Annotated in this window: 22 protein-coding genes and 1 tRNA gene; 10 read left to right on the forward strand and 13 right to left on the reverse strand. The window is 47.3% G+C overall.

The features are described 5' to 3' along the window. The first annotated feature begins 275 nt into the window (after positions 1 to 275). A complete protein-coding gene (locus KTO58_RS23715) occupies positions 276 to 1316 on the forward strand; it encodes an AI-2E family transporter (protein WP_095837023.1) in 1041 nt (346 codons plus the stop codon). Position 1317: 1 nt separating this feature from the next. Here KTO58_RS23715 and nadD read toward each other — a convergent pair whose 3' ends face one another. The 5 genes from nadD to paaA form a co-directional block, all read right to left on the reverse strand. Next, positions 1318 to 1887: a nicotinate (nicotinamide) nucleotide adenylyltransferase gene (gene nadD / locus KTO58_RS23720; protein WP_095837022.1), complete on the reverse strand. Its 570-nt coding sequence runs from the start codon at positions 1885 to 1887 to the stop codon at positions 1318 to 1320. A gap of 121 nt (positions 1888 to 2008) precedes the next feature. Next, a complete protein-coding gene (gene paaD / locus KTO58_RS23725) occupies positions 2009 to 2500 on the reverse strand; it encodes a 1,2-phenylacetyl-CoA epoxidase subunit PaaD (RefSeq protein WP_157752769.1) in 492 nt (163 codons plus the stop codon). A 19-nt stretch (positions 2501 to 2519) separates the two neighbouring features. Continuing rightward, entirely contained in the window at positions 2520 to 3299 is a 780-nt protein-coding gene (gene paaC, locus KTO58_RS23730) for a 1,2-phenylacetyl-CoA epoxidase subunit PaaC (protein ID WP_095837020.1), read from the reverse strand. A 48-nt stretch (positions 3300 to 3347) separates the two neighbouring features. Beyond that, a complete protein-coding gene (gene paaB, locus KTO58_RS23735) occupies positions 3348 to 3731 on the reverse strand; it encodes a 1,2-phenylacetyl-CoA epoxidase subunit PaaB (protein WP_095837019.1) in 384 nt (127 codons plus the stop codon). A gap of 49 nt (positions 3732 to 3780) precedes the next feature. Further along, complete coding sequence (gene paaA, locus KTO58_RS23740) at positions 3781 to 4779, reverse strand: 1,2-phenylacetyl-CoA epoxidase subunit PaaA (RefSeq protein ID WP_095837018.1); 999 nt, start codon at positions 4777 to 4779, stop codon at positions 3781 to 3783. Between the two features lie 99 nt (positions 4780 to 4878). Here paaA and KTO58_RS23745 point away from each other — a divergent pair, with 99 nt between their 5' ends. Further along, positions 4879 to 5475 carry a DUF922 domain-containing protein gene (locus tag KTO58_RS23745; protein ID WP_095837017.1) on the forward strand — a complete coding sequence of 199 codons (597 nt, stop codon included), beginning with the start codon at positions 4879 to 4881 and terminating at the stop codon, positions 5473 to 5475. Between the two features lie 12 nt (positions 5476 to 5487). Here KTO58_RS23745 and KTO58_RS23750 read toward each other — a convergent pair whose 3' ends face one another. The 4 genes from KTO58_RS23750 to KTO58_RS23765 all read right to left on the reverse strand — a co-directional run bounded on the left by KTO58_RS23750 (position 5488) and on the right by KTO58_RS23765 (position 11276). Next, positions 5488 to 6390, reverse strand: a complete 903-nt coding sequence (locus tag KTO58_RS23750; RefSeq protein ID WP_095837016.1) for a M28 family peptidase — start codon at positions 6388 to 6390, stop codon at positions 5488 to 5490. A 120-nt stretch (positions 6391 to 6510) separates the two neighbouring features. After that, on the reverse strand, positions 6511 to 8655 hold the full coding sequence (gene feoB / locus KTO58_RS23755) for a ferrous iron transport protein B (RefSeq protein ID WP_095837015.1): 2145 nt from the start codon (positions 8653 to 8655) through the stop codon (positions 6511 to 6513). 403 nt (positions 8656 to 9058) lie between these two features. Beyond that, entirely contained in the window at positions 9059 to 10903 is a 1845-nt protein-coding gene (locus tag KTO58_RS23760) for a PspC domain-containing protein (RefSeq protein ID WP_095837013.1), read from the reverse strand. Further along, a complete protein-coding gene (locus KTO58_RS23765; protein ID WP_095837012.1) occupies positions 10887 to 11276 on the reverse strand; it encodes a PadR family transcriptional regulator in 390 nt (129 codons plus the stop codon). The genes KTO58_RS23760 and KTO58_RS23765 overlap by 17 nt, the downstream gene beginning before the upstream one ends. Before the next feature lie 416 nt (positions 11277 to 11692). Here KTO58_RS23765 and KTO58_RS23770 point away from each other — a divergent pair, with 416 nt between their 5' ends. The 3 genes from KTO58_RS23770 (at position 11693) to KTO58_RS23780 (ending at position 14696) form a co-directional block, all read left to right on the forward strand. Continuing rightward, complete coding sequence (locus tag KTO58_RS23770) at positions 11693 to 11953, forward strand: hypothetical protein (RefSeq protein ID WP_157752768.1); 261 nt, start codon at positions 11693 to 11695, stop codon at positions 11951 to 11953. A gap of 351 nt (positions 11954 to 12304) precedes the next feature. After that, on the forward strand, positions 12305 to 13951 hold the full coding sequence (locus KTO58_RS23775) for a SulP family inorganic anion transporter (RefSeq protein ID WP_095837010.1): 1647 nt from the start codon (positions 12305 to 12307) through the stop codon (positions 13949 to 13951). A gap of 76 nt (positions 13952 to 14027) precedes the next feature. After that, positions 14028 to 14696, forward strand: coding sequence for a carbonic anhydrase family protein (locus KTO58_RS23780; RefSeq protein WP_095837009.1), 669 nt, complete (start codon positions 14028 to 14030; stop codon positions 14694 to 14696). Between the two features lie 102 nt (positions 14697 to 14798). Here KTO58_RS23780 and KTO58_RS23785 read toward each other — a convergent pair whose 3' ends face one another. From KTO58_RS23785 to KTO58_RS23795, 3 genes are all read right to left on the reverse strand, one after another. Continuing rightward, complete coding sequence (locus tag KTO58_RS23785; RefSeq protein WP_095837008.1) at positions 14799 to 15941, reverse strand: methionine aminotransferase; 1143 nt, start codon at positions 15939 to 15941, stop codon at positions 14799 to 14801. 110 nt (positions 15942 to 16051) lie between these two features. Beyond that, on the reverse strand, positions 16052 to 17143 hold the full coding sequence (locus KTO58_RS23790) for a mannose-1-phosphate guanylyltransferase (protein ID WP_095837007.1): 1092 nt from the start codon (positions 17141 to 17143) through the stop codon (positions 16052 to 16054). A 4-nt stretch (positions 17144 to 17147) separates the two neighbouring features. Beyond that, positions 17148 to 18122 (reverse strand): KpsF/GutQ family sugar-phosphate isomerase, encoded by a 975-nt coding sequence (locus KTO58_RS23795; protein WP_095837006.1) that lies wholly within the window; start codon positions 18120 to 18122, stop codon positions 17148 to 17150. Between the two features lie 326 nt (positions 18123 to 18448). Between KTO58_RS23795 and recQ the strand changes: the two genes are divergently transcribed. The 4 genes from recQ to KTO58_RS23815 all read left to right on the forward strand — a co-directional run bounded on the left by recQ (position 18449) and on the right by KTO58_RS23815 (position 22426). Then, positions 18449 to 20650 carry a DNA helicase RecQ gene (gene recQ, locus KTO58_RS23800; RefSeq protein WP_225859892.1) on the forward strand — a complete coding sequence of 734 codons (2202 nt, stop codon included), beginning with the start codon at positions 18449 to 18451 and terminating at the stop codon, positions 20648 to 20650. Between the two features lie 82 nt (positions 20651 to 20732). Continuing rightward, on the forward strand, positions 20733 to 21515 hold the full coding sequence (locus KTO58_RS23805) for a DUF3050 domain-containing protein (protein ID WP_095837004.1): 783 nt from the start codon (positions 20733 to 20735) through the stop codon (positions 21513 to 21515). Positions 21516 to 21574: 59 nt separating this feature from the next. After that, positions 21575 to 21647: transfer RNA gene (locus KTO58_RS23810), tRNA-Phe, on the forward strand. A gap of 125 nt (positions 21648 to 21772) precedes the next feature. Beyond that, entirely contained in the window at positions 21773 to 22426 is a 654-nt protein-coding gene (locus KTO58_RS23815) for a class I SAM-dependent methyltransferase (RefSeq protein ID WP_095837003.1), read from the forward strand. A 46-nt stretch (positions 22427 to 22472) separates the two neighbouring features. Here KTO58_RS23815 and KTO58_RS23820 read toward each other — a convergent pair whose 3' ends face one another. Further along, positions 22473 to 22622: a hypothetical protein gene (locus KTO58_RS23820; protein ID WP_157752767.1), complete on the reverse strand. Its 150-nt coding sequence runs from the start codon at positions 22620 to 22622 to the stop codon at positions 22473 to 22475. A 202-nt stretch (positions 22623 to 22824) separates the two neighbouring features. Between KTO58_RS23820 and KTO58_RS23825 the strand changes: the two genes are divergently transcribed. Continuing rightward, positions 22825 to 23628 (forward strand): APH(3'') family aminoglycoside O-phosphotransferase, encoded by an 804-nt coding sequence (locus KTO58_RS23825; RefSeq protein ID WP_225859893.1) that lies wholly within the window; start codon positions 22825 to 22827, stop codon positions 23626 to 23628. Positions 23629 to 23652: the final 24 nt, after the last annotated feature.

The following is a 23652-nucleotide window of genomic DNA, read 5'->3' on the forward strand; positions in this document are numbered from 1 at the left end:
TTACTAAATGGATTAGTATGGGTACAAACTTTGTTCCATAATTTCCTTGTAGGTTTAAATTACCGTTAATAAGCCCCTCTTCCGGCCTGTAATTTGTGCTATATGGACCGTATATGATTAAAAAGAACGTTTTCCCGATCGGATCTCCTATAAACGGCATACCTGACCACCTGGTCTATCAGACTGGCAGGAACAACGTACATCCCTGACAGGTTGACCATTATAAACAATTTTCTTTGTAGGTTTCATTTAATACCTCCCATCCTCATCAGACTATGAGTACACTTGATAACGAACGCCTCAAACAGATCGCCTTCCTCCTCATCCTTATCCTCTGGGGAATATTATTGTTCTGCGAACTGTATGGACTTTTCCCAGGCCTCCTGGGAGCATTGACCCTCTACATCCTGTCCCGCAGATGGATGTTCCACCTTGTAGAACGACGCAAATGGAGACCGAGCCTGGCCGCCGCCTTGCTGATGTTCCTCTCGTTCATCATCATCCTGCTGCCTTTCGGTATGCTCGTTAACCTGCTTACTTCCAAAGTAAGTTATGCCGTTACTCACTCCTCCGAACTGCTCAAAGGCATGCAGACGATTAACAATCGTATCCAGGAACTGGCCGGCGTTAATCTCCTGTCTACCGCACGCCTGGAAAAATTCACGGAAAACATCACCGCTATCCTGCCCACCTTTGTAGGCGCCACGTTTAATACCCTCACCGCTATCGCCATCATGTACTTCCTGCTTTATTTTATGCTGGTCAACGCCCGCAAAATGGAAGAGACATTATATGAATATATCCCCCTCAAAGATGAAAACGTGATCCGCCTGGGACTGGAGTTTAAAACAACCATTTACTCCAATGCCGTAGGTATCCCCCTCATCGCGTTGTTGCAAAGCATCGTGGCATTGATAGGATATTTTATATTCCAGGTACCCCAACCCATCTTCTGGTTTGTAGTGACTTGTTTTACCGCCATGCTGCCTATTATTGGAGCCGCAGCTGTCTACGTCCCTATGGGGGTATACCTCATCGCTGCCGGCAATACCTGGCAGGGTATAGGCGTACTGGCGTATGGCTTCCTTGTAATCGGTACCTCTGATAACCTGTTTAGGATGATGCTTAACAGAAAGATAGGCGACGTACATCCACTGATCACCGTATTTGGAGTGATCATCGGTATCAGCCTCTTCGGCTTTATCGGACTTATTTTTGGTCCGGTACTGATCTCCATGTTCATCATGCTGCTGAAGATCTATTCCAACGAATACCTGGTAAAAAAGAGAGAGGTGAAGATTATAGGGAAGAATTAAACTATTTATAATAGTTGTTCTCGTTAATATAGGCTAATACATTATCCGGCACCATATAGCGTACAGAACGCCCTTCCTTGATCCACTCCCGGATACTGGTGGCACTGATATCCAGCATAGGAGCATCCAATACCAGCACCCGTGCACCAGGCAGTTCCCCCACTTCATGTCCGGGACGACGGTATACATATATAGGATAACGCTGCACCAGCTGCTGATAGTTCTTCCAACGAGTAATGTTCTGGAAACTGTCACTTCCCATAATAATGGAGAACTCCTGTGTAGGGAACTTTTCTTCCAGATAAGTTAAGGTATCTATGGTATAAGAAGGACGGGGTAAGGAAAATTCAATATTGCTGGCCCTCAACCGGGGCTCATCCTTTACTGCCAGTTCTACCAAGTGAAAACGGTGATGCTCATTCAGCAGTGAAGAAGAGGCCTTCAGCGGATTTTGTGGAGATACCACCAGCCATACTTTGTCCAGGTCCGTATTATATGCCACATAATTGGCAATGATCAGATGCCCGGTATGTATTGGGTTAAAGGAACCGAAATACAAGCCTATCTTCATGATACATTATCTGTTTCGGGAGTGAATGTAAAATGTAAATAGTAAAATGCAAAATAAAAGTCCCCGCGCCGGCAGCCATTAAAGCCCGCAATCGTATTGTCTTACAGGAAAATAAGGCGTTTTACTCCACTGGCTTAAATTGCTCAAAGGCCATCCCGCAGGCCTTGCAGAAGTGGATCGCACGACATAACGTCGAGCCGAAAGGCGACCGCAGATACGTCTGCTCACTACCACAATGAGGACATGCAGTATGTAGCATTATCTCCGCATGCACCTCTCCATTATGTACCTGGGGCGCCGCAATGCCAAAATTGCGCAGTTTTTCCTTGGCTTCCACACTCAACCGGTTACTATGCCAGTGCGTCTCCTTATCTACTTCCACCTGTACCGGCATCCCCAGATCATGCGCCACAGTACTCCGGATATTATCTTTTATATAGGTCACCGCCGGGCAGGCAGCAAACGTAGGGATCATCTTGATCAATATACCCGCTTCAGTTACACTGACTTGCGTAATCATCCCCAGGTCCAGTACCGTCAGCACTGGTATCTCAGGATCCATCACCTGCTCCAAGGAAGCATATACAGCTGATATGATCGCATCTTCTGACATGACTTGCATTTTTGAAGTTCTACCAGCTGGCCTGTGGATCCAGCCTAAATACAGCTCCCATCTCATTCAGCATAGGCACCAGCCATTTCGTATGCTGACCGCCACGCCCGCCGTAAGCAGGCCGCACCTGTGCCACATCCGGCAGGTTCAACCCTGCCTGTGCCAGTATCGGATAGATCTGATCTAACCATTCATTATATAATACTTCCTCTCCGGGATATATCGCCTCTGCTATCAGCAAAGCCTCCACCTCGTCAGCAGCGGGCTCAAATATGCCGCAAGCCAGCGGAAAACAAGTATCTAATGCCGCCTGCATCCGCGCATGACTGTCAGCACCAGCCCTGCACAATTGCAATAACCAGGCATTCGCGTGTAACGTGTGATACTTCAACTCTCCCTTCACCTTTTGCGACAACTGTTTCAACGGGGTATAACTGCTTTGCAGCAAATGCCGGTATCGTACCGCCTCCGCATGATCAAATAAAAAGTGACGCATCAAGCTGAAATCATAGTCGCCAATCGGTAACTCCACCAGATGACAACATTTAAAAGCCGACGCCTCCCTCATAAAGGCAAACTGATCAGGGTCAGCACCCTGTAACTGCTCATGTAATATGGTGTATAAAGCTAGGGCATGGCCGATTTTATCCTGGGCCATCGAAGAAAAAGCAATGTCCTCTTCCATCACCGGCCCTAACCCCGTCCATTCGGAATTACGATGCCCGATGATCAGCTCATCATCTGCCATCTTGGTAATAAGATCGGTAACGGCAATATCTGTATTAAGTGATGTAGTCATAACGTTAATGGAAATACGTGGTAGAAGTGGTTGGGGGGAATAGTGCCGCTATTGCTGCGGCGCAGCCTTACCTGCCTGCTTAAATTTGTTGATCTTATCCATCACCTTAAAGCCGCTGGCATCCCGGTAGGTTTTCTCTATATTGTTGGCAAACATATCTTCGTCTTCTGCATCAAAAGCAAGGATATCCGCACTGCGCACCACCCAAAGATTTACACACTTCTTACGGCGGCCAAACTGTTCCTTGGCAAATACCAATGCCAGTTGCGCATCCGGAGCATGTACACAACCCACATGTTCATGGTGCGCTCCCCTCTTTTCCTGGTGAAATACTTCATATACCTGCCAGTTCTCCCCTTCTTCCACCTTGATCACCTCTCCGGCATTCCCTAATTTTAACCGGTTTATACGTGGATCTAATGATTCGCTCATGTTCGTTGATTCAGTTTATTGAATGTCATTCATTTGCTGCCTGCCTGCATCAGGCAGCAGGCACCGTCTTCTGTTGCGTAGGATTCATCAAAGCTTTCCTCACCCACCGGCCATGCTCTTCCGCCCATTTGCGCACACTCAACCGCTCCTGGTTGCAAGGGCCATCTCCATTGATCACTTTGAAGAAGAGATCCCAGTCCGGATCAGAATATTCCCACTTGCCCGTGCTGTCATTTTTCTTCAACAGCGGATCCGGTAAAGTAAGCCCCAGCTCCCATATCTTGGGGACGTAAGTATCCAGGAACTGATTACGCATATCATCATTGCTCGCCATCTTCACCTTCCACTGCATCAGCTTTTCACTGTGAGTAGAGTTTTTGTCCGGAGGGCCGAAAAAATGCATGATAGGTTGCCACCACCTGTTCAGCGCATCCTGAAGCATCGCCTTTTGCTCCGGCGTACCGGTAGCCAGCTCGATGAAAGCATCATGCCCTTGCTTCAGATGAAAACTCTCCTCATAACAGATCCTTTCCAACGCACGGCAATAAGGGCCATAAGACCCCTTAGAATTGGCAATCTGGTTTACAATAGCTGCCGCATCTATCAGGAATCCTATCACCGTCACATCCGCCCAGGTCTCCGCCGGATAATTAAATACATTGGAATATTTGGATTTACCACTGAGCAAGTCGTTGATCATCGCTTCCCGGGATTTTCCCAGGGTCTCCGCCGCATTATATAATAACTGACCATGCCCAATCTCATCCTGTACTTTGGCAATCAACGCCAATTTACGCTTAAAACCAGGTGCCCGGGTGATCCAGGTACCTTCCGGCAACGCACCAATGATCTCGGAATGCGCATGTTGTTCTATCAATCGTATTAACTGCCGGCGATATTCAGCAGGCATCCAGTCCCCGGGCTCTATCTTCTCTCCCCGGGTGATGCGGTCCTCAAATGCCGCCAGCTTCTCAGGATCGTCGTGCAGCTGTTCCTCTCGCTGCTGTTTCCTGTTGGGCTCGTCAAAAATATATCCGCCACCGTACATAGTGCGATTGTTTTGGTAGAATTGTAAATTACGAAATTTTGCGTGCTTGAAGGGCAAAAGCTTTGACAACATCCCGTTAAAATATCCGTTCTTTATTACGTGATCTCCGCTCACCATATACTACTTCTGGCCATCCTCCTGTTACCTTGCGGCCATATTACCAGTGCGCAGCAAAAGAGTATATTAAAACTCTCATTCTCAATAGATAGTATCACCCTATCCGCAGATGGCGATACCATTATGTATCCATCCCGGCCATTGCAATACCATGATTTTCCCGTAAGGACTTCGGCCAGCGGCACCAGCGCCGCCGTATCTTTTACCAGCTTTTCCTATACAGGCAGTAGTATGCGCCGCAAAGACACCTTACAGGTACAACTCTCCCTGCAGGTCTTTTTTGTGAAAAGCGGCTCCTGGATGCGACCCGATGCACGCAGTAATTACACGCTTACACACGAACAACTGCATTTCGATATCACCTGGCTGGTCGCCATGCGGTTCCGCCAAAAAATACTGGATGCAGCCCTTAGCCTCGATGACTATGATAGCTACATCCAGTATGAATATCTGGAATCCTTCCGGGAAATGAATCAGCAACAGGAACGTTTCGATCGCGATACCAGACATGGTCTCGACCCCTCCGCGCAAAAACGCTGGGAACAGAGCATACAACAACGCAAGCTCCCGGATGAGTAAACGCGGTGGTTATTATAAACGCTGCGCGTCTAATAGCTGCAGAGTATTCAATACCCCTTGCACTGCACGGTAATAAAAACTGGGATTAATACGGCTGAACTCATCCGTCAAACGGTGATAATCAGCATGATCTTCTACTCCAAAATAGAGAAAAGGGATGCTCTTCTTGTGAAACTCATAATGGTCGCTCTGGGATGTCCAGTTCTGGCTACCGTCCGTAGGCCGGTCATGCCCCATCAGTAACTTCACCTGGCTTGCGGCAGCGGCCTGGGTTACAAATGGTTTCAGGTTAGCATACAGGTAAGTGCCGCATACATACAACTCATTTTTGTTGTTGTGGCTGACCATATCCATATTCAGGTTCAACCTTACCTTGGCGGCCGGTACCGGAAACGCATTCACAAAAGCGGCTGCTCCCCGAAGACCTACCTCTTCCGCATCAAATGCGGCAAATACCAGCGTATGCGTGGGCTTATTCCTCCGGTAGTAATCCGCTATGGCCAGCAACCCGCCTATGCCAGAGGCATTGTCATCAGCGCCGTTATAAATGCTATCAGCGCCATTCGCCCACCCGATATTCCCGAGATGGTCAAAGTGCGCAGAGATCACGTACACACTGTCCGACTTCCCTTGTATATAGCCATACAAGTTAGTCCCCATAATGCGTTTGGTGCCTTGCTGGAAAAAGAAGGAGTACTCATAAGTACCATTGTAAGGCTGAATACCCACTTGCCGGAACCGGTCTATAATATAAAGCTGCGCCTGGCGGTTTCCCTTCGTCCCAGTCGCACGCCCCTCATAAGCGTCGGACGATAAGGTTTTGATGTCTTTCATGAGGTTAACAGAGTCTATGGGCTGCTGCGCATAGAGCGTGGCAATAGGGCTTATTAAAAGCAGGAATAGTAAATGTTTCATAAATGGATGGGTAAAATTTATTCATATACTGAATATACACATTTTCGCAGGGAATACAATAAAGTATTGACTGCCAACGAATAGCAGTGGAGTACGGTATCACACATCAGTATATGAAAATCAGCTGAATAGCTGAAAAGCAATGAAGCTGCTCACATAAGCCAGTACCGTCATATAGACCAATTGTATCGCCGGATACTTCCAGGATTTGGTTTCCCGCCGTACAATAGCCAGGGTACTCATACATTGCATCGCAAAAGCATAAAATAACATCAACGACAACCCGCTGGCCAGCGTATACACCGGCCGCCCATCCGGCCATACCGCAGCATGCATTTTTTCTCTCAAGGTCGCATCATTATCTTCAGGCGTTTCCCCTACACTGTAAAGGGTCGCCATCGTACCTACAAATACTTCTCTCGCGGCAAAAGAAGTGATCAGCGCAATACCGATCTTCCAGTCGAACCCCAGTGGTCGGATCGCCGGCTCTATCGCATGCCCGAGTAACCCGGCATAAGAGTTGGCCAGCTTCTCGGACTGAAAGGCCCGCTCCAGCTCCTGCTGCTGCTCCGGGTTATTTTTTTGCGCTTCGATCATCGGCTCATATTTGGCCGTCACCTCCTCCATCCTGTTACCAGGACCATAAGATGCCAGGAACCATAATATTACCGAGATGACCATGATCACCTTACCAGCATCCGTCACAAATATCTTGGCCTTCTCCACCATGGTAGTGCCAATGTTCTTCCAACGGGGTGCACGATATACCGGCAACTCCATGATGAAATAGCTCTTCTCCTTTACAGCGATGAACAACTTCATGATCGCCGCGATAATAAGCGCCATAAAAAAGCCGAGTAAATACAACCCCATCATTACCAATCCTTTCAGGCTCAAAAAGCCCAACACATTATAATCGGGTATCACCAGGGCGATCATCACCGTATAGATAGGCAATCGCGCAGAACAGCTCATTAAAGGGGTAACCAGTATCGTGATCAGCCGCTCTTTACGGTTTTCAATACTCCGGGTAGCCATGATCGCAGGAACCGCACACGCGACACCACTGATCAGCGGCATCACAGACTTACCGTTCAAACCCACCTGCCGCATCAGCCGGTCCGTCAGGAAACTGATACGCGCCATATACCCGGTATCTTCCAGCAGAGTGATCAATCCGAACAGGATCATGATCTGTGGCACGAACACAGCAATACCACCCAAACCAGCTATAATACCGTTAACCAGTATATCACTCAGCTTGCTCGCCGGTAACGATTCCGACAACCATCCGCCTAAAGCACCAAACCCTGCCTCAATCCAGTCCATCGGGTAAGAGGCCAGCCAGAATATGCTCTGAAACAAAACAAACATAACCGCCAGCAAGATCACATACCCCCAGAACCGGTGTAGCAGCAAGTCATCCAGCTTTTCCGTCTGCAACTGCTGCTGCAAGGGGTCCGTCTCCACCACCGAAGACTTCATAATATGTTTGATTCGGGCATAACGCTGCATGATCTCATCCGCCTGCACCTTGGTCTTGTTAAACCGGTGCAATTCCAGCGCCGTTCTGATCTGCGCCTTCTGCCCGTTATCCAGGAAATTAAGCTCTTCAAAATTTACCGCCACATGCAGCGCACCATAGTCGCTCCGGGACGGTGTTACCTGCTTCACCACCGAGATCACCTCCGGCGCCAGCGCCTCATTCTCAATAAAATCCCGGGAAGGAGCACGGAACTTTTCCTGGGCAACCAGTTCAACGATCTTTTTTAACTCACTGATCCCCTTATTTTTACGAGGGTTGATCGCCACCACTGGCACTCCCAGCTCCCGCTCCAGACCAGTCAGGTCTATCTCCACCCCCTTCTTACGGGCAATGTCCATCATAGTCAACCCGATGATGACAGGTATCTTCAAATCTATTATCTGGGAACAAAAAAGCAGGTTACGTTTTAAATTGGAGGCATCAGCAATGATTAATACCATATCGGGACTAAGCCCGCCGTCAGCATTGAGCAATACATCATACGTGACCATCTCATCCGCACTCTTGGGATAAAGACTATAAGTACCGGGAAGATCGATAATATTGGCTTGCAACTGCGGACTAATAGTACTAGCGCCCGTCTTTTTGTCCACCGTCACACCCGGAAAGTTGCTTACTTTCTGATTTAACCCCGTCAGCGCATTAAAAAGAGAACTTTTCCCACTATTCGGATTCCCTACCAGCGCAATGTTTATCGTCGCGTTCAATGTTGCCTGCATTCCTTATCGTTGATCTTTTTTCCTCTGAATGAATCAATTACCGTAAAGCTGAGCATCGTCCAAGCCGGCATCCCCACGGCCCAACAGCTAAATACACAAAGCTATGAATTAATAAGCCAGGGGAATGATCAAATCGGGAAAAACTACCTACCCCTTGAAATGGCACAAATGCCCCTGTTCACACATGTAACGAAAATGAACCCAAACACAATACAGTAAAGGATTTCCAGCTCAAGTCCACCTATCCTGTATCATTCGTTTAATTAACCTATATCATTTGTATAAGTAATGCCTATCCCGGCTATTCCATCCGGTCCTAACAGCTGAAAATAAAAAAACCACGGTGGACACCGTGGCTTATCGCGTTGAACTATTGAACTTATTGTGATGTATCGTTGATAGCTTATTTTAACATGCTGCAAAGGCTCAGGATCAACAGTGCAGCACCTCCGATTGTAGCATCTACCGTTGGCTTCGCTGAAGCTGGAGCTGTACTGCTGCCACTTTTGGGTGCAGCTGGCGCCGCAGGTGCGGAGGGTGCAGCCGGTAACGGAGCTCCCTGGTAACGATAGTTGTTCCGGAGAGAATCTTCATCCCGGTTTTCGCGGGTACGGTCATTATCCCGGTCCTCATTATCCCGATCCTGGTCTTCATCTTCATTCTTGTCATGCCTGCGATCCGTATTGATATTATCCAATCCGTCGATGGTCATTTTCAATTCTGCCGGGCCATCCTCATCCCACTCATTCCAGTTATCCCACCAATGTTCATCCCCACCTTGTACAATATCATAGTGATGACGTACACTCCTGTCCACTTCTATCTGCTTATCTACCGGTATCCGGATGGCTACCGTGATCCGTTGCCCACGGAATTTGGAATCCCGGGGGATAGACATACCGGAAGGCAAGTATAATACAGAGTCCTGTTGCTGCAGTTGGAAAAGTATCTGTTCTGCTAGTTGCCTGGCTTGACGAATCGTACGCCCTCTGGACAAGCGGTAGATCTCTACCTCAAACTTACCCGAGTTACTTTTTTCCAGCTTTAGCCGCACATTATCTATGATCGCCGTATCTTCTGTTACCCGCAGGCGCCCGTCCATAAATCCGATCACATCCATATCCACCAGGTCATCCGCACATTTGATGATCAGTTTACCCCCACTGGGCTGCGTGATCGTAAAGGCTTCCTTCGCACGATAGCTGGTCCTGAAATCTTTCATTAGTGACACCGTCAGGAACAGGGCACATATCACCCCTCCCACCCAAAGAAAACTTAATGTATACCCCACATAGCGGCTGGTTTCCCTCACACCGGTGATCTTTCTCACCAGGAAGATGATAATAGCCACCACCGGCACACCTATCACCAGTACGATAGCAGGCCAGAACAAAGTACTCTGCCCGGCAGTCAGCAACAGACTTTTGATCGGGAAAAGGGCCGCGGAAGAAGCTGCGATAGCGATGCCTGAAACAACCAGGGCAATCAGTATTACAACAGCCAGGAAATATATAAATCCTTTAGTCAGAAACAGTAACGCCTGCCCCAAACCGGCAAAGAGGCCACGGAAAAAGCGTTCTATACCATTACCGACTTGCTTGCCGCGGCCCTGCGAAAAATTTTTGACATCACTTCCCATGCGGCTGAACTGATCTTTCAATGAGTTGATCTCATCCTGTACGGTCGCCTTAATATTATTAAGGTCCACCCGCTCTCCTCTCATTTCCAGCTTTTCTGTAGCCGTGTTGGCTTCCGGCGTGGCGATCCACAGAATGAAATATACCAGTATACCAGAACCAAATCCGGCAATGGCAAAAAGGGCGAAAATGATCCGGAACACAACCGGGTCTACATTAAAGTAAGCACCCATACCACTACACACCCCACCCAGCACCTTGTTGTCCGGATCACGATACAGACGCTTGCGCGGACGAGCCTGAAACGCTGCATTCTCTGTATTCGACTGGGTACCTTCCGACTCCGACATATCTCCAAACTGCTCCGGTGTACCCATGGAAGCTTTTACAGCCACCACATCCTCATCGGTAATACAGTGTGCTCCTTTCTTGAGCTTGTCCTGGAACAGCTCGGCAATACGACCCTCAATATCACTGATGATCTCATCGCCGCCCTCTTCCCTGGCAAAGTACCGCTTCAGGCTTTCCAGGTACTGCCGCAGTATCTCGTAAGCACTGTCCTCTATAGGAATAAGGCGGCTAGCCAGGTTTATGTTAATAATCTTTTTCATCGTCGTTTTCAGTTTTTAGGTTTTGGTAGTTCGAATCAGGGATGGTAGGTATTCTTGTTAATTGGTTGACTGCGTTGGCCAGCTCGTTCCAGGTATTTTCCAGTTCCCGGTAAAAGCCTTCCCCCTTATCGGTCATGGAAAAATATTTGCGCGGCGGCCCGGAGCTACTTTCTACCCAACGGTATGTGAGCAGTTCCGCATTCTTTAATCTCGTTAGTAAAGGGTATAAGGTACCCTCCAGGATGTCCAGCTTCGCTTCTTTCATCTTTTCAATAATGTCTGAAGGATAAGCTTCTCCTTGCTTGATGATGGAGAGAATGCAGAATTCAAGCACCCCCTTTCGCATCTGTGATTGTGTGTTATCAATATTCATGGCAAGCGAGCTTTAAACTTGTTTTAACTATTCGGGCCAGATCATATCATTGCTTTTACGCCGACCCTTTCCTTACTTCCACAATACAAAAGTAGAGAAATTATACTACTATGCAATACCGAATACCAGACAAAGCAAAATAACTTGCTTTGGATATTACCGGCATTGCTCGCTTAAATGGCCTGCAGTAAAGCGTCTTGTATAGAAGAGACTGGCACCTTCGCCAAAAGAACATTGTGATGAGCGGTCATTAACAAGGGATGAATGCACAAGTACCAGCAATTGGTCCCTTTTAACATTTTTTTAATGGTTTTCTGATAAAAAGTAGCTTTCAGGTAGTATTTTTGTACCGGACACAATTGTCACATTATCTCCGGATGATCAAAAAGATTGTAAGCATATTTCTCTTGGCACTTATGTGCACACAACTCCTTCCAATAAAGGAGATGGGGAAACTGTTGTTTAACAATCAGATCGTAGAAGAGCACCCCTCCGATGGAGGTTGCGGCAACGATATTATTAAGCTGGCCAAAGAGCTTAAATATTGCAAACAATATGATGGCGCCCTCAAATTCGCGCCCGAATTATTCCTGAACATTATCCAATACCATCTCCTGGAAGATATTCCTAATGGTCCGGCTCAGGAAGTAAAAACACCCCCTCCCAATTACTGCTAATACCGGCAGCCAGCCCATCTTACACCTCCGATGTAACTGTTTTTCAATGAGCTAGATTGTCAAACAACTGCTTTGCACACTACCATGAAGTGTCGACTGCAATAATGCTGCACACCTTTGGTATAACTGCACCTGCTACTCGGATTTCGTTCACAAATTTCATAGACTATGTGAATTGCTCCCGCGCAAACACATGGCTGGCAATACCATCACACATTCACATCTTGATTTTATAGGGATTTTGCTACCGTTTTCACAACACAGGATACGTGTGTACAAAAATATGTACCTCGTCATTCTACTCTAATCATCAAGTTACTTCCTGATCTAACCACTTAATTTCTTTGATTTATGAGCAAGCAGACATCATTATTTGCCAATATAAAGGCCGACGCCTCCTCTGGGTTGGTAGTCTTCCTCATAGCCGTACCCTTGTGCCTGGGTATCGCATTAGCATCCGGCGCTCCCCTGTTTTCAGGCCTGATCGCTGGTATCATCGGAGGTCTCGTTATTGGCGCCCTCAGCGGCGCCCAACTGAGCGTGAGCGGCCCTGCTGCCGGCCTTACCGCCATCGTATTGACCGCCATCACCAAATTAGGCGCATTCGACGTATTCCTCCTGGCTGTTGTACTGGGCGGCGCAATGCAGTTATTACTGGGTATCGCCAAAGCCGGCTCCGTAGCCAACTACTTCCCGTCCAACGTGATCAAAGGTATGCTCACCGCTATCGGTATTATCATTATACTGAAACAGCTGCCCCATGCCTTCGGCTACGATAAAGACTCTGAAGGAGACTTTGCTTTCATACAGGTAGATGGAGATAACAGCTTTACCGCCCTACTTTCTACCTTAAATCATATCCACCTGGGCGCAACACTCATCACCGCGATATCGATTCTTATTATCCTGTATTGGAATAAAATACCCAAACTGAATGTCGTACCAGCACCACTGGTCGCCGTACTCGCAGGTATCGCCCTCAACAAACTGTTCAGTACAGGGATCCTTTCTCTCGATCAGAACCACCTGGTAAGCCTGCCCGTAGCCGCCAGTGTTAACGATTTCATCGGGCAATTTTCCCTCCCTAAATTCAGCGCGCTCACCAACAAGGAAGTGTGGATCACCGCCGCTACCATCGCCATAGTAGCCTCCGTGGAAACACTCCTCAATGTCGAGGCCACAGATAAATTGGACCCGTTGAAAAGATATACCAACCCCAACCGCGAACTCCGCGCCCAAGGTATCGGTAATATGATCAGCGGCCTGATCGGAGGCCTACCCATCACTTCCGTGATCGTACGGTCTTCGGCCAACATCAATGCGGGCGGCAGAACCAAACTGGCAACCATGGTACACGGAGCCTTGCTGCTGGTTTGTGCCGCCCTCATTCCTGGAATACTCAATATGATACCGCTGGCCACACTCGCCGCCGTACTGCTGGTCACCGGTTATAAACTTTGTAAAATCTCCATCTTCAAGGAGATGTTCAAAAATGGTAAATACCAATGGATACCGTTCGTCGTAACAGTAGTCGCCATCGTATTCACCGACTTGCTCATGGGTATCGCACTGGGTATGGCTGTCAGCATCATCGCCATCCTCCGGGGTAATATCAAGAGCTCCTACTTCTTCCGTAAGGAAAAATATAACACCGGCGATAGCATCCGCCTCGAACTGGCCCAGGAAGTATCCTTCCTCAACAAAGCCAGCATCATGCTTACCCTCGACCACCTCCCGGAAAACAGTACCGTGGTGATCGACGCCAGCAAAACCTCCTACATCGATTTCGATGTACTCGAAACCATCCGTGAATTCAAAGACGTAAAAGCGCCTCAGAAAGACATTACAGTAATGCTCACTGGCTTTAAAGATGTCTATAATGTCATGAATTCCAGTGATATCTCAGTAGAACAGCAGACCGCACAAACCAGCGGGCATGTCCATACTATCTCAACCGGTAACCACAAACAGCTGCTGAAAGAATTGCAGCCGAACTAATGCGAACAGAAAAAAGAGAATTGAATTATTGATCACAAGGCAGACTATTGATCGCTGCTAAAAACAAAGAGAAAAGATGAAAACATTGAATAAAGACGCACAGGCAAATCTTACTCCCGTACAGGTATTGACAGTATTGAAGAATGGTAACGCCCGTTTTGTAGACAATCTGAGAGTTAATCGTAACCTGCTCCAGCAGGTAAACGAAACCTCCGCCGGCCAATATCCGATGGCCGCCATCGTAAGCTGCATGGACTCCCGTACCTCCGCCGAATTGATCTTCGACCAGGGACTGGGCGATATCTTCAGCATCCGCCTCGCTGGCGCCGTTATTACAGATGATGTACTAGGTAGCCTCGAATATGCTTGTAATGCAGCGGGGTCAAAATTCATCGTAGTGCTGGGCCACACCAAATGTGGCGCTATCGCCGGTGCTTGCGACGCAGTGAAAATGGGTAAACTCACCGGCCTCCTCGACAGGATAGCCCCCGCTGTAGAAGCAGAGAAATCCATAACCGACAACCGGACCGCTAAAAACCCGGCCTTCGTAGAAGCAGTTACCTACCTCCAGATAGAAAGATCCGTTCAGGCTATCATGGAACAAAGTGAAATATTACGCGACCTGATCCGCAACGGCGCTATTGGTATTATCGGTGCTATGTATGATGTGGAAACAGGTAATGTCAACTTCCTGGAGCACACCCTGGTACACCAGGAAGCAGTATCTCAACTGGCAACTGCTTAATCAGTTCCCGTTGAGGTCCATGCGACAAGCATACACCTCGCTCATAGATACAAAGACTGGCCGTCCCGATTTCTCGGGGTGGCCCTCTTTTTTAAGACCGGCTTATATCTGCACCAACCGCTCCGCAGCCCGCTCCAGCGTTTCCTTTCGCTTCGCAAAACAGAACCTGATCACATGATCGTCATGCCCATCCCGATAAAAAGCAGAAATAGGAATACTGGCCACACCATGCTCCTTCGTAATACGGGTAGCAAATGCCTTATCCCCCTCCTCCGATATCCGGTCATATTTCATCAACTGGAAATAACTACCCGATCCCGCCAACGGCGTAAACCGGCTGCCACGCATCAGCTGTAAAAAGTAATCCCGCTTCTCCTGGTAAAAAGCACTCAATGACAAATAATGCGAAGGCGTTTCCAGGAACTTCGCTAATCCATACTGCATAGGCGTATTTACCGAAAAACACAGGAACTGATGCACCTTGCGGTACTCCTGCATCAGATGAGAAGGCGCCACACAATACCCCATCTTCCACCCCGTGTTGTGAAACACCTTACCGAAAGAAAATACCACAAAACTATTACGGAACAGGTTCGGGTAACGCAACACACTCAAATGCTGCTGCCCATCATATACCAGATGCTCATACACCTCATCAGAAAGTACCAGCAACTGATGTTGATGCACAATATCCTCCAGCGCTTGCAGATCTGATTCCCCAAGGATACTGCCAGTAGGATTGTGAGGCGTATTGATCATGATCATTTTTGTCCGTGGCGTAATTCGCTGCCTTACCTGCTCCCAGTCAATTTTGTATGTAGGAAATGAAAGGGGTATCAATACCGGCACCCCTCCGTTAACCAGTACGTTAGGAATATAACTATCGTAAGCCGGCTCGAAAATAATTACCTCATCACCAGGAGAAATACAGGTAGCAATAGCAGTGAAGATAGCATAAGTACCCCCGGGCGTAACCGTGATCTCTGTATCCGGATGTACCTTCTGATCATATAACCGTGCTATTTTTTCCGCAATCACCTGCCGCAAAGGCAATATCCCCGGCATGGGAGCATATTGATTATATCCTTGTTGCATCGCTTCACTAACAAGGGCCTTCAGCTCATCGCTGCAGTCAAAATCAGGAAACCCCTGGGAAAGATTGATGGCGTTATGCTCCGCTGCCAACGCAGACATTACACTGAAAATATTAGTACCAATCGCAGGAAGTTTAGAGTTAAACAGCATAGTATAATATAGTTGTTATGAAAAGGCCACTTACAATACGGTACACCAGCGTTGCTGTTGTCTGCCGTAACGTAAATGGCCAGTAATCAATTATTTTTCCCGGGGGATGTTCAGAGAAATTTCTCTCCCTTGTTCCGTTTTACTTCTGCCACGTATTCTTTGATCTGCTGCTCATTTTCTTTTTTGCAGATCAGCAACACATCATTCGTGTCGATGATAATGAAATCATCCAGCCCCTGTACCAGTACAAGTTTATCCTGCGGAGCTTTGATCATACACTTGGTAGCATCTACCACCATTACATTTTTGCCCTGTACAGCATTGCCGAGGTAGTCTTTTTCCAGGTTCTCATAGGCAGATGCCCAGGTACCCAGATCACTCCAGCCAAAATTAGAAGGGATAACGTATACATTGTCCGCTTTCTCCATGATACCATAGTCAATGGAAATATTGGTACACTGTGAGTAAATGCGGTCTATCTCTTCCTTTTCCGCAGGTGTATTTAATGCCGGACGGCTCTGTTCGAATAGCTCATCTATTTCCGGCAGGTATTTCTTGAATGCGGCCAGGATAGTCTTCACATTCCACACGAATATGCCTGCATTCCAGAGAAAGTCGCCGCTCTGGAGGAAAGTACGCGCTAGCTCCACATCCGGTTTTTCTGTAAAGGTCTTCACCTTATATACATTGTCGGCTGCCTGCTGCGTTTCAAACTGAATATATCCGTATCCAGTATCCGGACGCGTAGGCTTAATACCCAATGTTACGAGTGCGTTATCTTTCTGCACGAACAGCAATGCATTAAGACAGGCACTGATGAAAGCCGGACCATCCATGATAAGATGATCTGCCGGTGCACATATCACACACGCCTTAGGGTCCTGCTTACTGATCTTGTGTGAGATGTAGGCGATACAAGGCGCCGTATTCTTACGGGATGGCTCGCTTACAATATTCCCTATAGGTAGCTCCTCCAGCTGCTCCGCCACCTTGCTGGTGTACTGCTGGTGGGTCACCACATAGATATTCTCCTTGGGTATGAACTGAGAAAACCGTTCATAGGTCCACTGCAGTAACGTCTTCCCTGTATTAAGAATATCCAGGAACTGCTTGGGATAATCTGTGCGGCTATACGGCCAGAATCGGCTACCAATACCGCCGGCCATAATGGCCACGTAGAAATGCCTGTTCACATTTGTCATACTATCAAATAATTCCTTCCCTGATTAAATCGTGAAGATGAATGATGCCAATATAGCGTTTATCATCCATAACCAATAATTGCGTTATATCATGCTCCCGCATCTTATCCAATGCGTTGATGGCAAGCTCGTCTTTCTGAATGGTCTTTGGATGTCTAGACATAATATCCCGGGCAGATACCGTGGCAGTAGGAAGATTATTCTCCAACATGCGACGTAAATCCCCATCTGTGATAATACCCATCAACTCCGCTTTGTCATCCAATACCGCAGTTACCCCCAGCATTTTGGAAGATATCTCTACGATCACTTCCTGTAAAGAGCTGTGTTCCTGTACTTTAGGCGCCTGATGCAACTTGCTAAGGTCAGCCACTTTCAAATATAATTTTTTGCCCAATGTGCCACCAGGGTGGAACTTGGCAAAATCAGCAGCCGTAAATCCGTGCCATTCTATTAGGCATACCGCCAGCGCATCTCCCATAGCCAGCTGAGCAGTGGTACTCGTAGTCGGTGCCAGGTTATTTGGACATGCCTCCTGGTCAACAGAAGTATTCAACACATAATCAGCCTCCCTCGCCAGGAACGAGGCCATGTTACCCACCATCCCTACCAGCTTGTTACCAAAGTTCTTGACCAACGGTACCAATACCTTTATCTCGGGAGAATCCCCACTCTTGGAGATACAAAGCACCACATCCTGCTCCCGTATCATACCCAGATCCCCGTGAATAGCATCCGCAGCATGCATAAACAATGCCGGAGTACCGGTAGAGTTAAGAGTAGCGACCAGCTTTTGACCGATAATCGCACTTTTCCCAATGCCGGTTACTACCACACGGCCTTCACAATGAGCAATGAGTTTTACCGTATCTTCAAAATCCTGATCGATGAATTGTTGCAAGCCCGCTATCGCAGCTGCTTCCAGCTGTAAAGTCCTCCGTCCTGCTTCTCCGATACTGATCGTTGTTTGCTTTTTCATTTCAATCCTACAAATTTATCATTTTTGTATAGCATTCAGCAGATTATTCATAACACTCACTATTAACTTTTACTGTTAATTTACCTGCCGCCGGCAAGCACTGTCCCTGCAGACGCTCGCTCAGTGATTTTAAATAATGATTCCCGATCATATTCAAAATGAATCCTATCGGATATTGATCTGACAAGGCTTCCCACTGCATTAAGCTTATGTAATTTAATTGGGTATCAGTACATTTTTAAGTAACTTCGTGTCCCCTAAAAAACACATAACCTTTATCCGTAATTTGTTAGTTCTTTAGAGTTTATTGTTAAAAATTGAATGCAATGGCTGTTGTAAAGGTAAGTTTGTTAGATGCATTACACGAACATTTTGGGTTCGATTCCTTTAAAGGGAACCAGGAAGTAATCATAAAAAGTATCCTTTCGGGGAAAGATACTTTCGTAATAATGCCAACCGGTGGAGGGAAATCACTTTGTTATCAGTTACCTGCGCTCATGAGCCCAGGCTGTGCACTGATCGTCTCCCCCCTGATCGCTTTGATGAAAAACCAGGTAGACCTGGTCCGCTCTTATAGTAGCAAAGACAATGTCGCACACTTTCTCAATTCAACGCTTTCCAAAGCACAGATAAAAAAAGTCAGGACAGACCTCCTCGCGGGTAAGACAAAGATGCTATATGTGGCTCCGGAGACACTGACAAAAACGGAAAACCTTGAGTTCTTCCGCGACCTGCAGATCTCTTTCATCGCCGTCGATGAAGCACACTGTATCTCCGAATGGGGACACGATTTCCGTCCGGAATACCGCCGGCTCAAAGAAATGATCGAACAGATCAATGATAAACTACCCATCATTGCCCTCACCGCAACAGCTACTCCTAAAGTTCAAAGCGATATCGTAAAGAACCTGACCCTACGCACACCGCAGGTGTTCATCTCCTCCTTTAACCGACCCAATCTCTACTATGAGATCCGTCCTAAAAGGAAAAAGGAGCTGGTTATCAAAGACATAGTAAAGTTTATCCACCAGCATAAAGGCAAAAGTGGTATCATCTATACCCTTAACCGCAAGACAACCGAAGAACTGGCCGATATGCTGATGGCCAATAATATCAAAGCCGTAGCCTACCATGCCGGCCTGGACCCCAACACCCGCGCCCAACGCCAGGACATGTTCCTGCTCGAAGACGTGGAAGTGATCGTGGCCACCATCGCATTTGGTATGGGGATCGATAAACCCGATGTGCGCTTTGTCATACATTACAACATCCCCAAAAGCCTGGAAAACTACTACCAGGAGACCGGCCGCGCCGGCAGGGATGGCCTCGAAGGTATCTGCGTCTGCTATTACTCCCATAAAGATGTGCAGAAGCTCGAACACCTCATGCGCGACAAACCACTCAGCGAACGGGAAATGGGCGCACAACTGATCAACGAAACAGTAGCCTATGCCGAAAGCGCAGTATGCCGCCGTAAAGTCATCCTGCATTACTTCGGAGAACAATTTGAAACAGATAATTGCGGCAATTGTGATAACTGCCGCAATCCTAAAGAAAAAATAGAGGTGAAGAACCGCGTGGTAATCGTTCTCAAAGCGATCAAATCGCTGGAAGAAAGATTCGGAGCCGATTATGTCGTAAATATCATCACCGGCAAAATCAACCCGCAGATCACCACCTACCGACACAATCAGCTGGAAGTATTCGGCGAAGGCAAAGAATTTGATGCCCACTTCTGGAACTCTCTCATCCGCCAGATGATGCTGGAAGGCCTGATCGAAAAGGACATAGAAGAATATGGCCTGCTCAAGATCATGGATAAAGGACATAAATTCCTGAAGAAACCCTATTCCATCATGGTCTCCCTGAACCACCAGTTTGAAGAAGATGGAGGCGACGATGAAGAAGAAGTAGCAGCAGAAGCACATGCCTCCGCAGATCCCGTACTGGTAGAAATGCTCAAAGACCTGCGCAAAAAGGTATCTAAAGAAAAGAACCTCCCTCCCTTCGTTATCTTCCTGGAAACCTCCCTGGAAGATATGGCTACCCAATATCCTACTACCACTCAGGAACTGGAAAAAATACAGGGAGTCAGCAAAGGGAAAGCCATCCGCTATGGCAAACAATTCATAGATGTCATCTCCAAATACGTAGAGGAGAACAATATCGTTAAGCCAGACGACTTCGTAATGAAGAGCGTCGTCAATAAAAGCGGCCTGAAGGTGTTCATCATCCAAAACATCGATAAAAAGATGTCCCTAGAGACCATCGCAAAAAATAAAGAACTGACACTCCCTCAACTGCTGGATGAAATGGAAACCATCGTAGCCAGCGGTACTAAATTAAATCTCGATTATTGCATCGATGAAGAGCTGGATGATTATGCACAGGACGAGATCCTGGAGTATTTCAAAGGCTGCGAAACCTCCAGCCTGGCTCTTGCCCGCGAAGAGCTCATCGACAGCGACTATACCATCGAACAGCTGAAATTAATGCGTATCAAGTTCCTGGTAGAATACGGCAACTAACAGATTTTTTTAACATAAAGGTTCCCCTATTTATTTAAGGGAACCTTTTTCTTTTCTCATTCAGCATCATAATAATAGCATCATGAGTATTGCACAGATACAAGCCACTATCGCCCCTTTGCGTCAGCAAATCGTGGCACACCCCTTATATAGTCACCTGCAGTCTATGAAAGATGTACAGCTTTTCATGCAATACCATGTCTTTGCTGTATGGGATTTTATGTCCTTACTCAAAGCGCTGCAACAACAACTTACGTGCGTAACACTGCCCTGGGTCCCCGTAGGTAACGCCAATACCCGCTTCCTGATCAACGAAATAGTAACCGGCGAAGAAAGCGATATAGATGCCGCCGGTAACCGCTGCAGTCATTTTGAACTCTACCTGGAAGCGATGCAACAGGCGGGTGCAGACACACAATTCATCACCGCGATGGTCGCAGCCGCACATGCCGGTCAGGACATCAATACCATACTGGATAATACCTCCTTACCTCCCGCGGTTAAAGGATTCCTGGGCTTTACATTTGATGTGATCGCCACCGGCAAACCTCACGTAATGGCAGCCGTATTCACCTTCGGCCGGGAAGACCTGATCCCAGATATGTTCTATTCAGTAGTAAAAGACCTGAACCAACAATTCCAGGGGCAACTGGATATCTTCACCTATTACCTCGAACGCCACATCGAAGTCGATGGCGATCACCACAGCCACCTGGCCATGGAAATGGTACAACAACTTTGCGGAGCAGACCCTGCCAAATGGGAAGAAGCCGCCGCTTTCGCACTACAGGCACTGGAATGGAGAAATACGCTGTGGAATGGAATAATCACTGCAAAAGAAAAAATTGAAATTATTGCCCAATAAATTTTGAAATTTCAAACTTTGTCTTACCTTTGCAATCCCTCCTCACAAAGGAGTTAGGCGGTGCGGTAGCTCAGTTGGTAGAGCAAAGGACTGAAAATCCTTGTGTCGCCGGTTCGATCCCGGCTCACACCACATAAAAGCGATTACGATACACGTAGTCGCTTTTTTTTTACCATATATTCCCACCATACCCATATCACAATACCCCTTTTTACCCGCTTCTTTTTTCTTATAAAATATTACTTTCTTTGCTCCATATGAAACGCCTTAAGATCAATATTAATTTTAAGTTCCGATTTCTTAGTAAGTCTTTTAGGAACAAACCCTTTTCTCTACTGGATGTTGGCGCAGGCAATCACTCCGCCTCCCGCATCACCTCCTTGTTCCCGAACTGTAATTATTACGGGCTGGACCTTGATAAGGAATACAATAATGCTCCTGAAGATTTCGCAGTAATGAAAGGCTTTTATGAACTGGACCTCACCAAACTGGACTACGGTGTTATCCCCGACGCGAAGTTCGATGGCATATGGATGGCTCATGTTATAGAACACCTGTATAATGGTGACCAGGTAGTCCCTCATCTCCTCCAGAAACTTGCACCGGGAGGCTACTTCTATATAGAATATCCAGGTCAGAAAAGTACCACCTTGCCCTCCATGAAAGGAAGTCTTAACTTTAAAGATGACCCTACCCACGTACGCGTATACTCAGTACCCGAATTAACGCAGATCTTTACCGCCAACGGTTGTACGGTCCTGCGTAGCGGAACACGTCGCAATTGGTATTATATTCTGGGCATGCCCTTCCGTATCATGTATTCGCTGCTCAAAAAGGGACATGTAGAAGGCAATATCTTCTGGGACGCCCTGGGATTCGCCGAATTCCTCTGGGTAAAGAAAAATAAATAACCTACCATAATGGATATATGGGCCGGCAGCTAACCTGCCCATTTTTTTATTTTACCACATACCCGCTGCCACCGGGCAGGATAGATGCACAATCATTGATATACTGAATATTGTCAAACGCTGTCAGACGCTCCTGGTGATAGCTCCCAATATAAAAATTCGTCCCCCCTGCAGGAATGTTCTTCGTTGTATTCATATTATCAAAATGATGCTGCCCGCCGCCGTAGGTGTGCTTCCTAACCTTCCTGTTTACAGTGAGTATACGACACCGTACAGGCCGCACATCAACTAGGTAGGGGACTACTGGCAAACTATAAAATGATATTGGCTGATATCTATTCAATATAATAATTTAGACAGGCAGTTCTCCATTATCAAATGATTAAGCCACCGCCATTATGAACAATCACTTACTTCCTCTCTTACCTGCGGGCATTCATTGGGTGCCGGTGCAGCATGGAGAATCCGGCGATCTCGTATATCAACGCAGCGATGAAGAGGCTTATGCAAAGATCTCCACAGGCCCTCGCGCACTATCGCTGGCAGCAGAAAAAGACCGGTTGCTATGGCTGGCAGACAAAGACTTACCTACCCCAAAAGTGCTCGACTGGATCGAGACCGCAACCGGCAGCTGCTTGCTCATAAGCCCGATACCGGGCATTCCGGCGAGCAAATTGACAGCCGAACAATTGTCCATTGCCTGGACTTCTATAACCCGGCAACTGCAGGCATTACACCAGTTGCCGGTAAATAACTGCCCATTCGATCGCCGCCTCTCGCTGATGTTTGCGCAAGCCCGTGATGTAGTAGCAAGAGGAGCCGTCAATCCTGATTTTCTTCGCCCCGAACAACACCATATACCAGCCGCTACATTGCTGGCCAACCTCGAAATGTCATTGCAGGAAAGGCTGGCACAGGAGTCCGCAGAACAGGTCGTTTGCCATGGCGATGCCTGCCTGCCTAACTTCATGGTCGACCCGGTTACGTTACAATGTACCGGTATGATAGACCTGGGGCGACTGGGCAAAGCAGATCCGTATGTAGATTATACCTTGTTGCTGGCGAACAGTGAAGAGACCTGGCCACAGGCCGATCAACAGCAGGCGGCCTATATCCGGCTGTTCCAGCTATTACAGATCGATCATCCCGATACTTCCAGGTTGGATTTTTACCTCCAGCTGGATCCGCTGACCTGGGGATAAAAAAACTGCCCGCTGGTAAATACC

The sequence above is a fragment of the Chitinophaga pendula genome, from assembly GCF_020386615.1.
GTDB lineage: Bacteria > Bacteroidota > Bacteroidia > Chitinophagales > Chitinophagaceae > Chitinophaga > Chitinophaga pendula.

Coding starts and splice junctions, on each gene's coding strand:
- paaA (WP_095837018.1), bottom strand. CDS start 4,779: ATGTACGGTGGCGGATATATTTTTGACGAGCCCAACAGGAAACAGCAG.
- KTO58_RS23815 (WP_095837003.1), top strand. CDS start 21,773: ATGAAACGCCTTAAGATCAATATTAATTTTAAGTTCCGATTTCTTAGT.
- KTO58_RS23775 (WP_095837010.1), top strand. CDS start 12,305: ATGAGCAAGCAGACATCATTATTTGCCAATATAAAGGCCGACGCCTCC.
- paaB (WP_095837019.1), bottom strand. CDS start 3,731: ATGAGCGAATCATTAGATCCACGTATAAACCGGTTAAAATTAGGGAAT.
- nadD (WP_095837022.1), bottom strand. CDS start 1,887: ATGAAGATAGGCTTGTATTTCGGTTCCTTTAACCCAATACATACCGGG.
- KTO58_RS23825 (WP_225859893.1), top strand. CDS start 22,825: ATGAACAATCACTTACTTCCTCTCTTACCTGCGGGCATTCATTGGGTG.
- KTO58_RS23715 (WP_095837023.1), top strand. CDS start 276: ATGAGTACACTTGATAACGAACGCCTCAAACAGATCGCCTTCCTCCTC.
- KTO58_RS23785 (WP_095837008.1), bottom strand. CDS start 15,941: ATGCTGTTTAACTCTAAACTTCCTGCGATTGGTACTAATATTTTCAGT.
- KTO58_RS23765 (WP_095837012.1), bottom strand. CDS start 11,276: ATGAATATTGATAACACACAATCACAGATGCGAAAGGGGGTGCTTGAA.
- KTO58_RS23780 (WP_095837009.1), top strand. CDS start 14,028: ATGAAAACATTGAATAAAGACGCACAGGCAAATCTTACTCCCGTACAG.
- KTO58_RS23805 (WP_095837004.1), top strand. CDS start 20,733: ATGAGTATTGCACAGATACAAGCCACTATCGCCCCTTTGCGTCAGCAA.
- KTO58_RS23770 (WP_157752768.1), top strand. CDS start 11,693: ATGTGCACACAACTCCTTCCAATAAAGGAGATGGGGAAACTGTTGTTT.
- recQ (WP_225859892.1), top strand. CDS start 18,449: ATGGCTGTTGTAAAGGTAAGTTTGTTAGATGCATTACACGAACATTTT.
- feoB (WP_095837015.1), bottom strand. CDS start 8,655: ATGCAGGCAACATTGAACGCGACGATAAACATTGCGCTGGTAGGGAAT.
- paaD (WP_157752769.1), bottom strand. CDS start 2,500: ATGTCAGAAGATGCGATCATATCAGCTGTATATGCTTCCTTGGAGCAG.
- KTO58_RS23760 (WP_095837013.1), bottom strand. CDS start 10,903: ATGAAAAAGATTATTAACATAAACCTGGCTAGCCGCCTTATTCCTATA.
- KTO58_RS23820 (WP_157752767.1), bottom strand. CDS start 22,622: ATGAATACAACGAAGAACATTCCTGCAGGGGGGACGAATTTTTATATT.
- KTO58_RS23790 (WP_095837007.1), bottom strand. CDS start 17,143: ATGACAAATGTGAACAGGCATTTCTACGTGGCCATTATGGCCGGCGGT.
- KTO58_RS23795 (WP_095837006.1), bottom strand. CDS start 18,122: ATGAAAAAGCAAACAACGATCAGTATCGGAGAAGCAGGACGGAGGACT.
- KTO58_RS23750 (WP_095837016.1), bottom strand. CDS start 6,390: ATGAAACATTTACTATTCCTGCTTTTAATAAGCCCTATTGCCACGCTC.
- paaC (WP_095837020.1), bottom strand. CDS start 3,299: ATGACTACATCACTTAATACAGATATTGCCGTTACCGATCTTATTACC.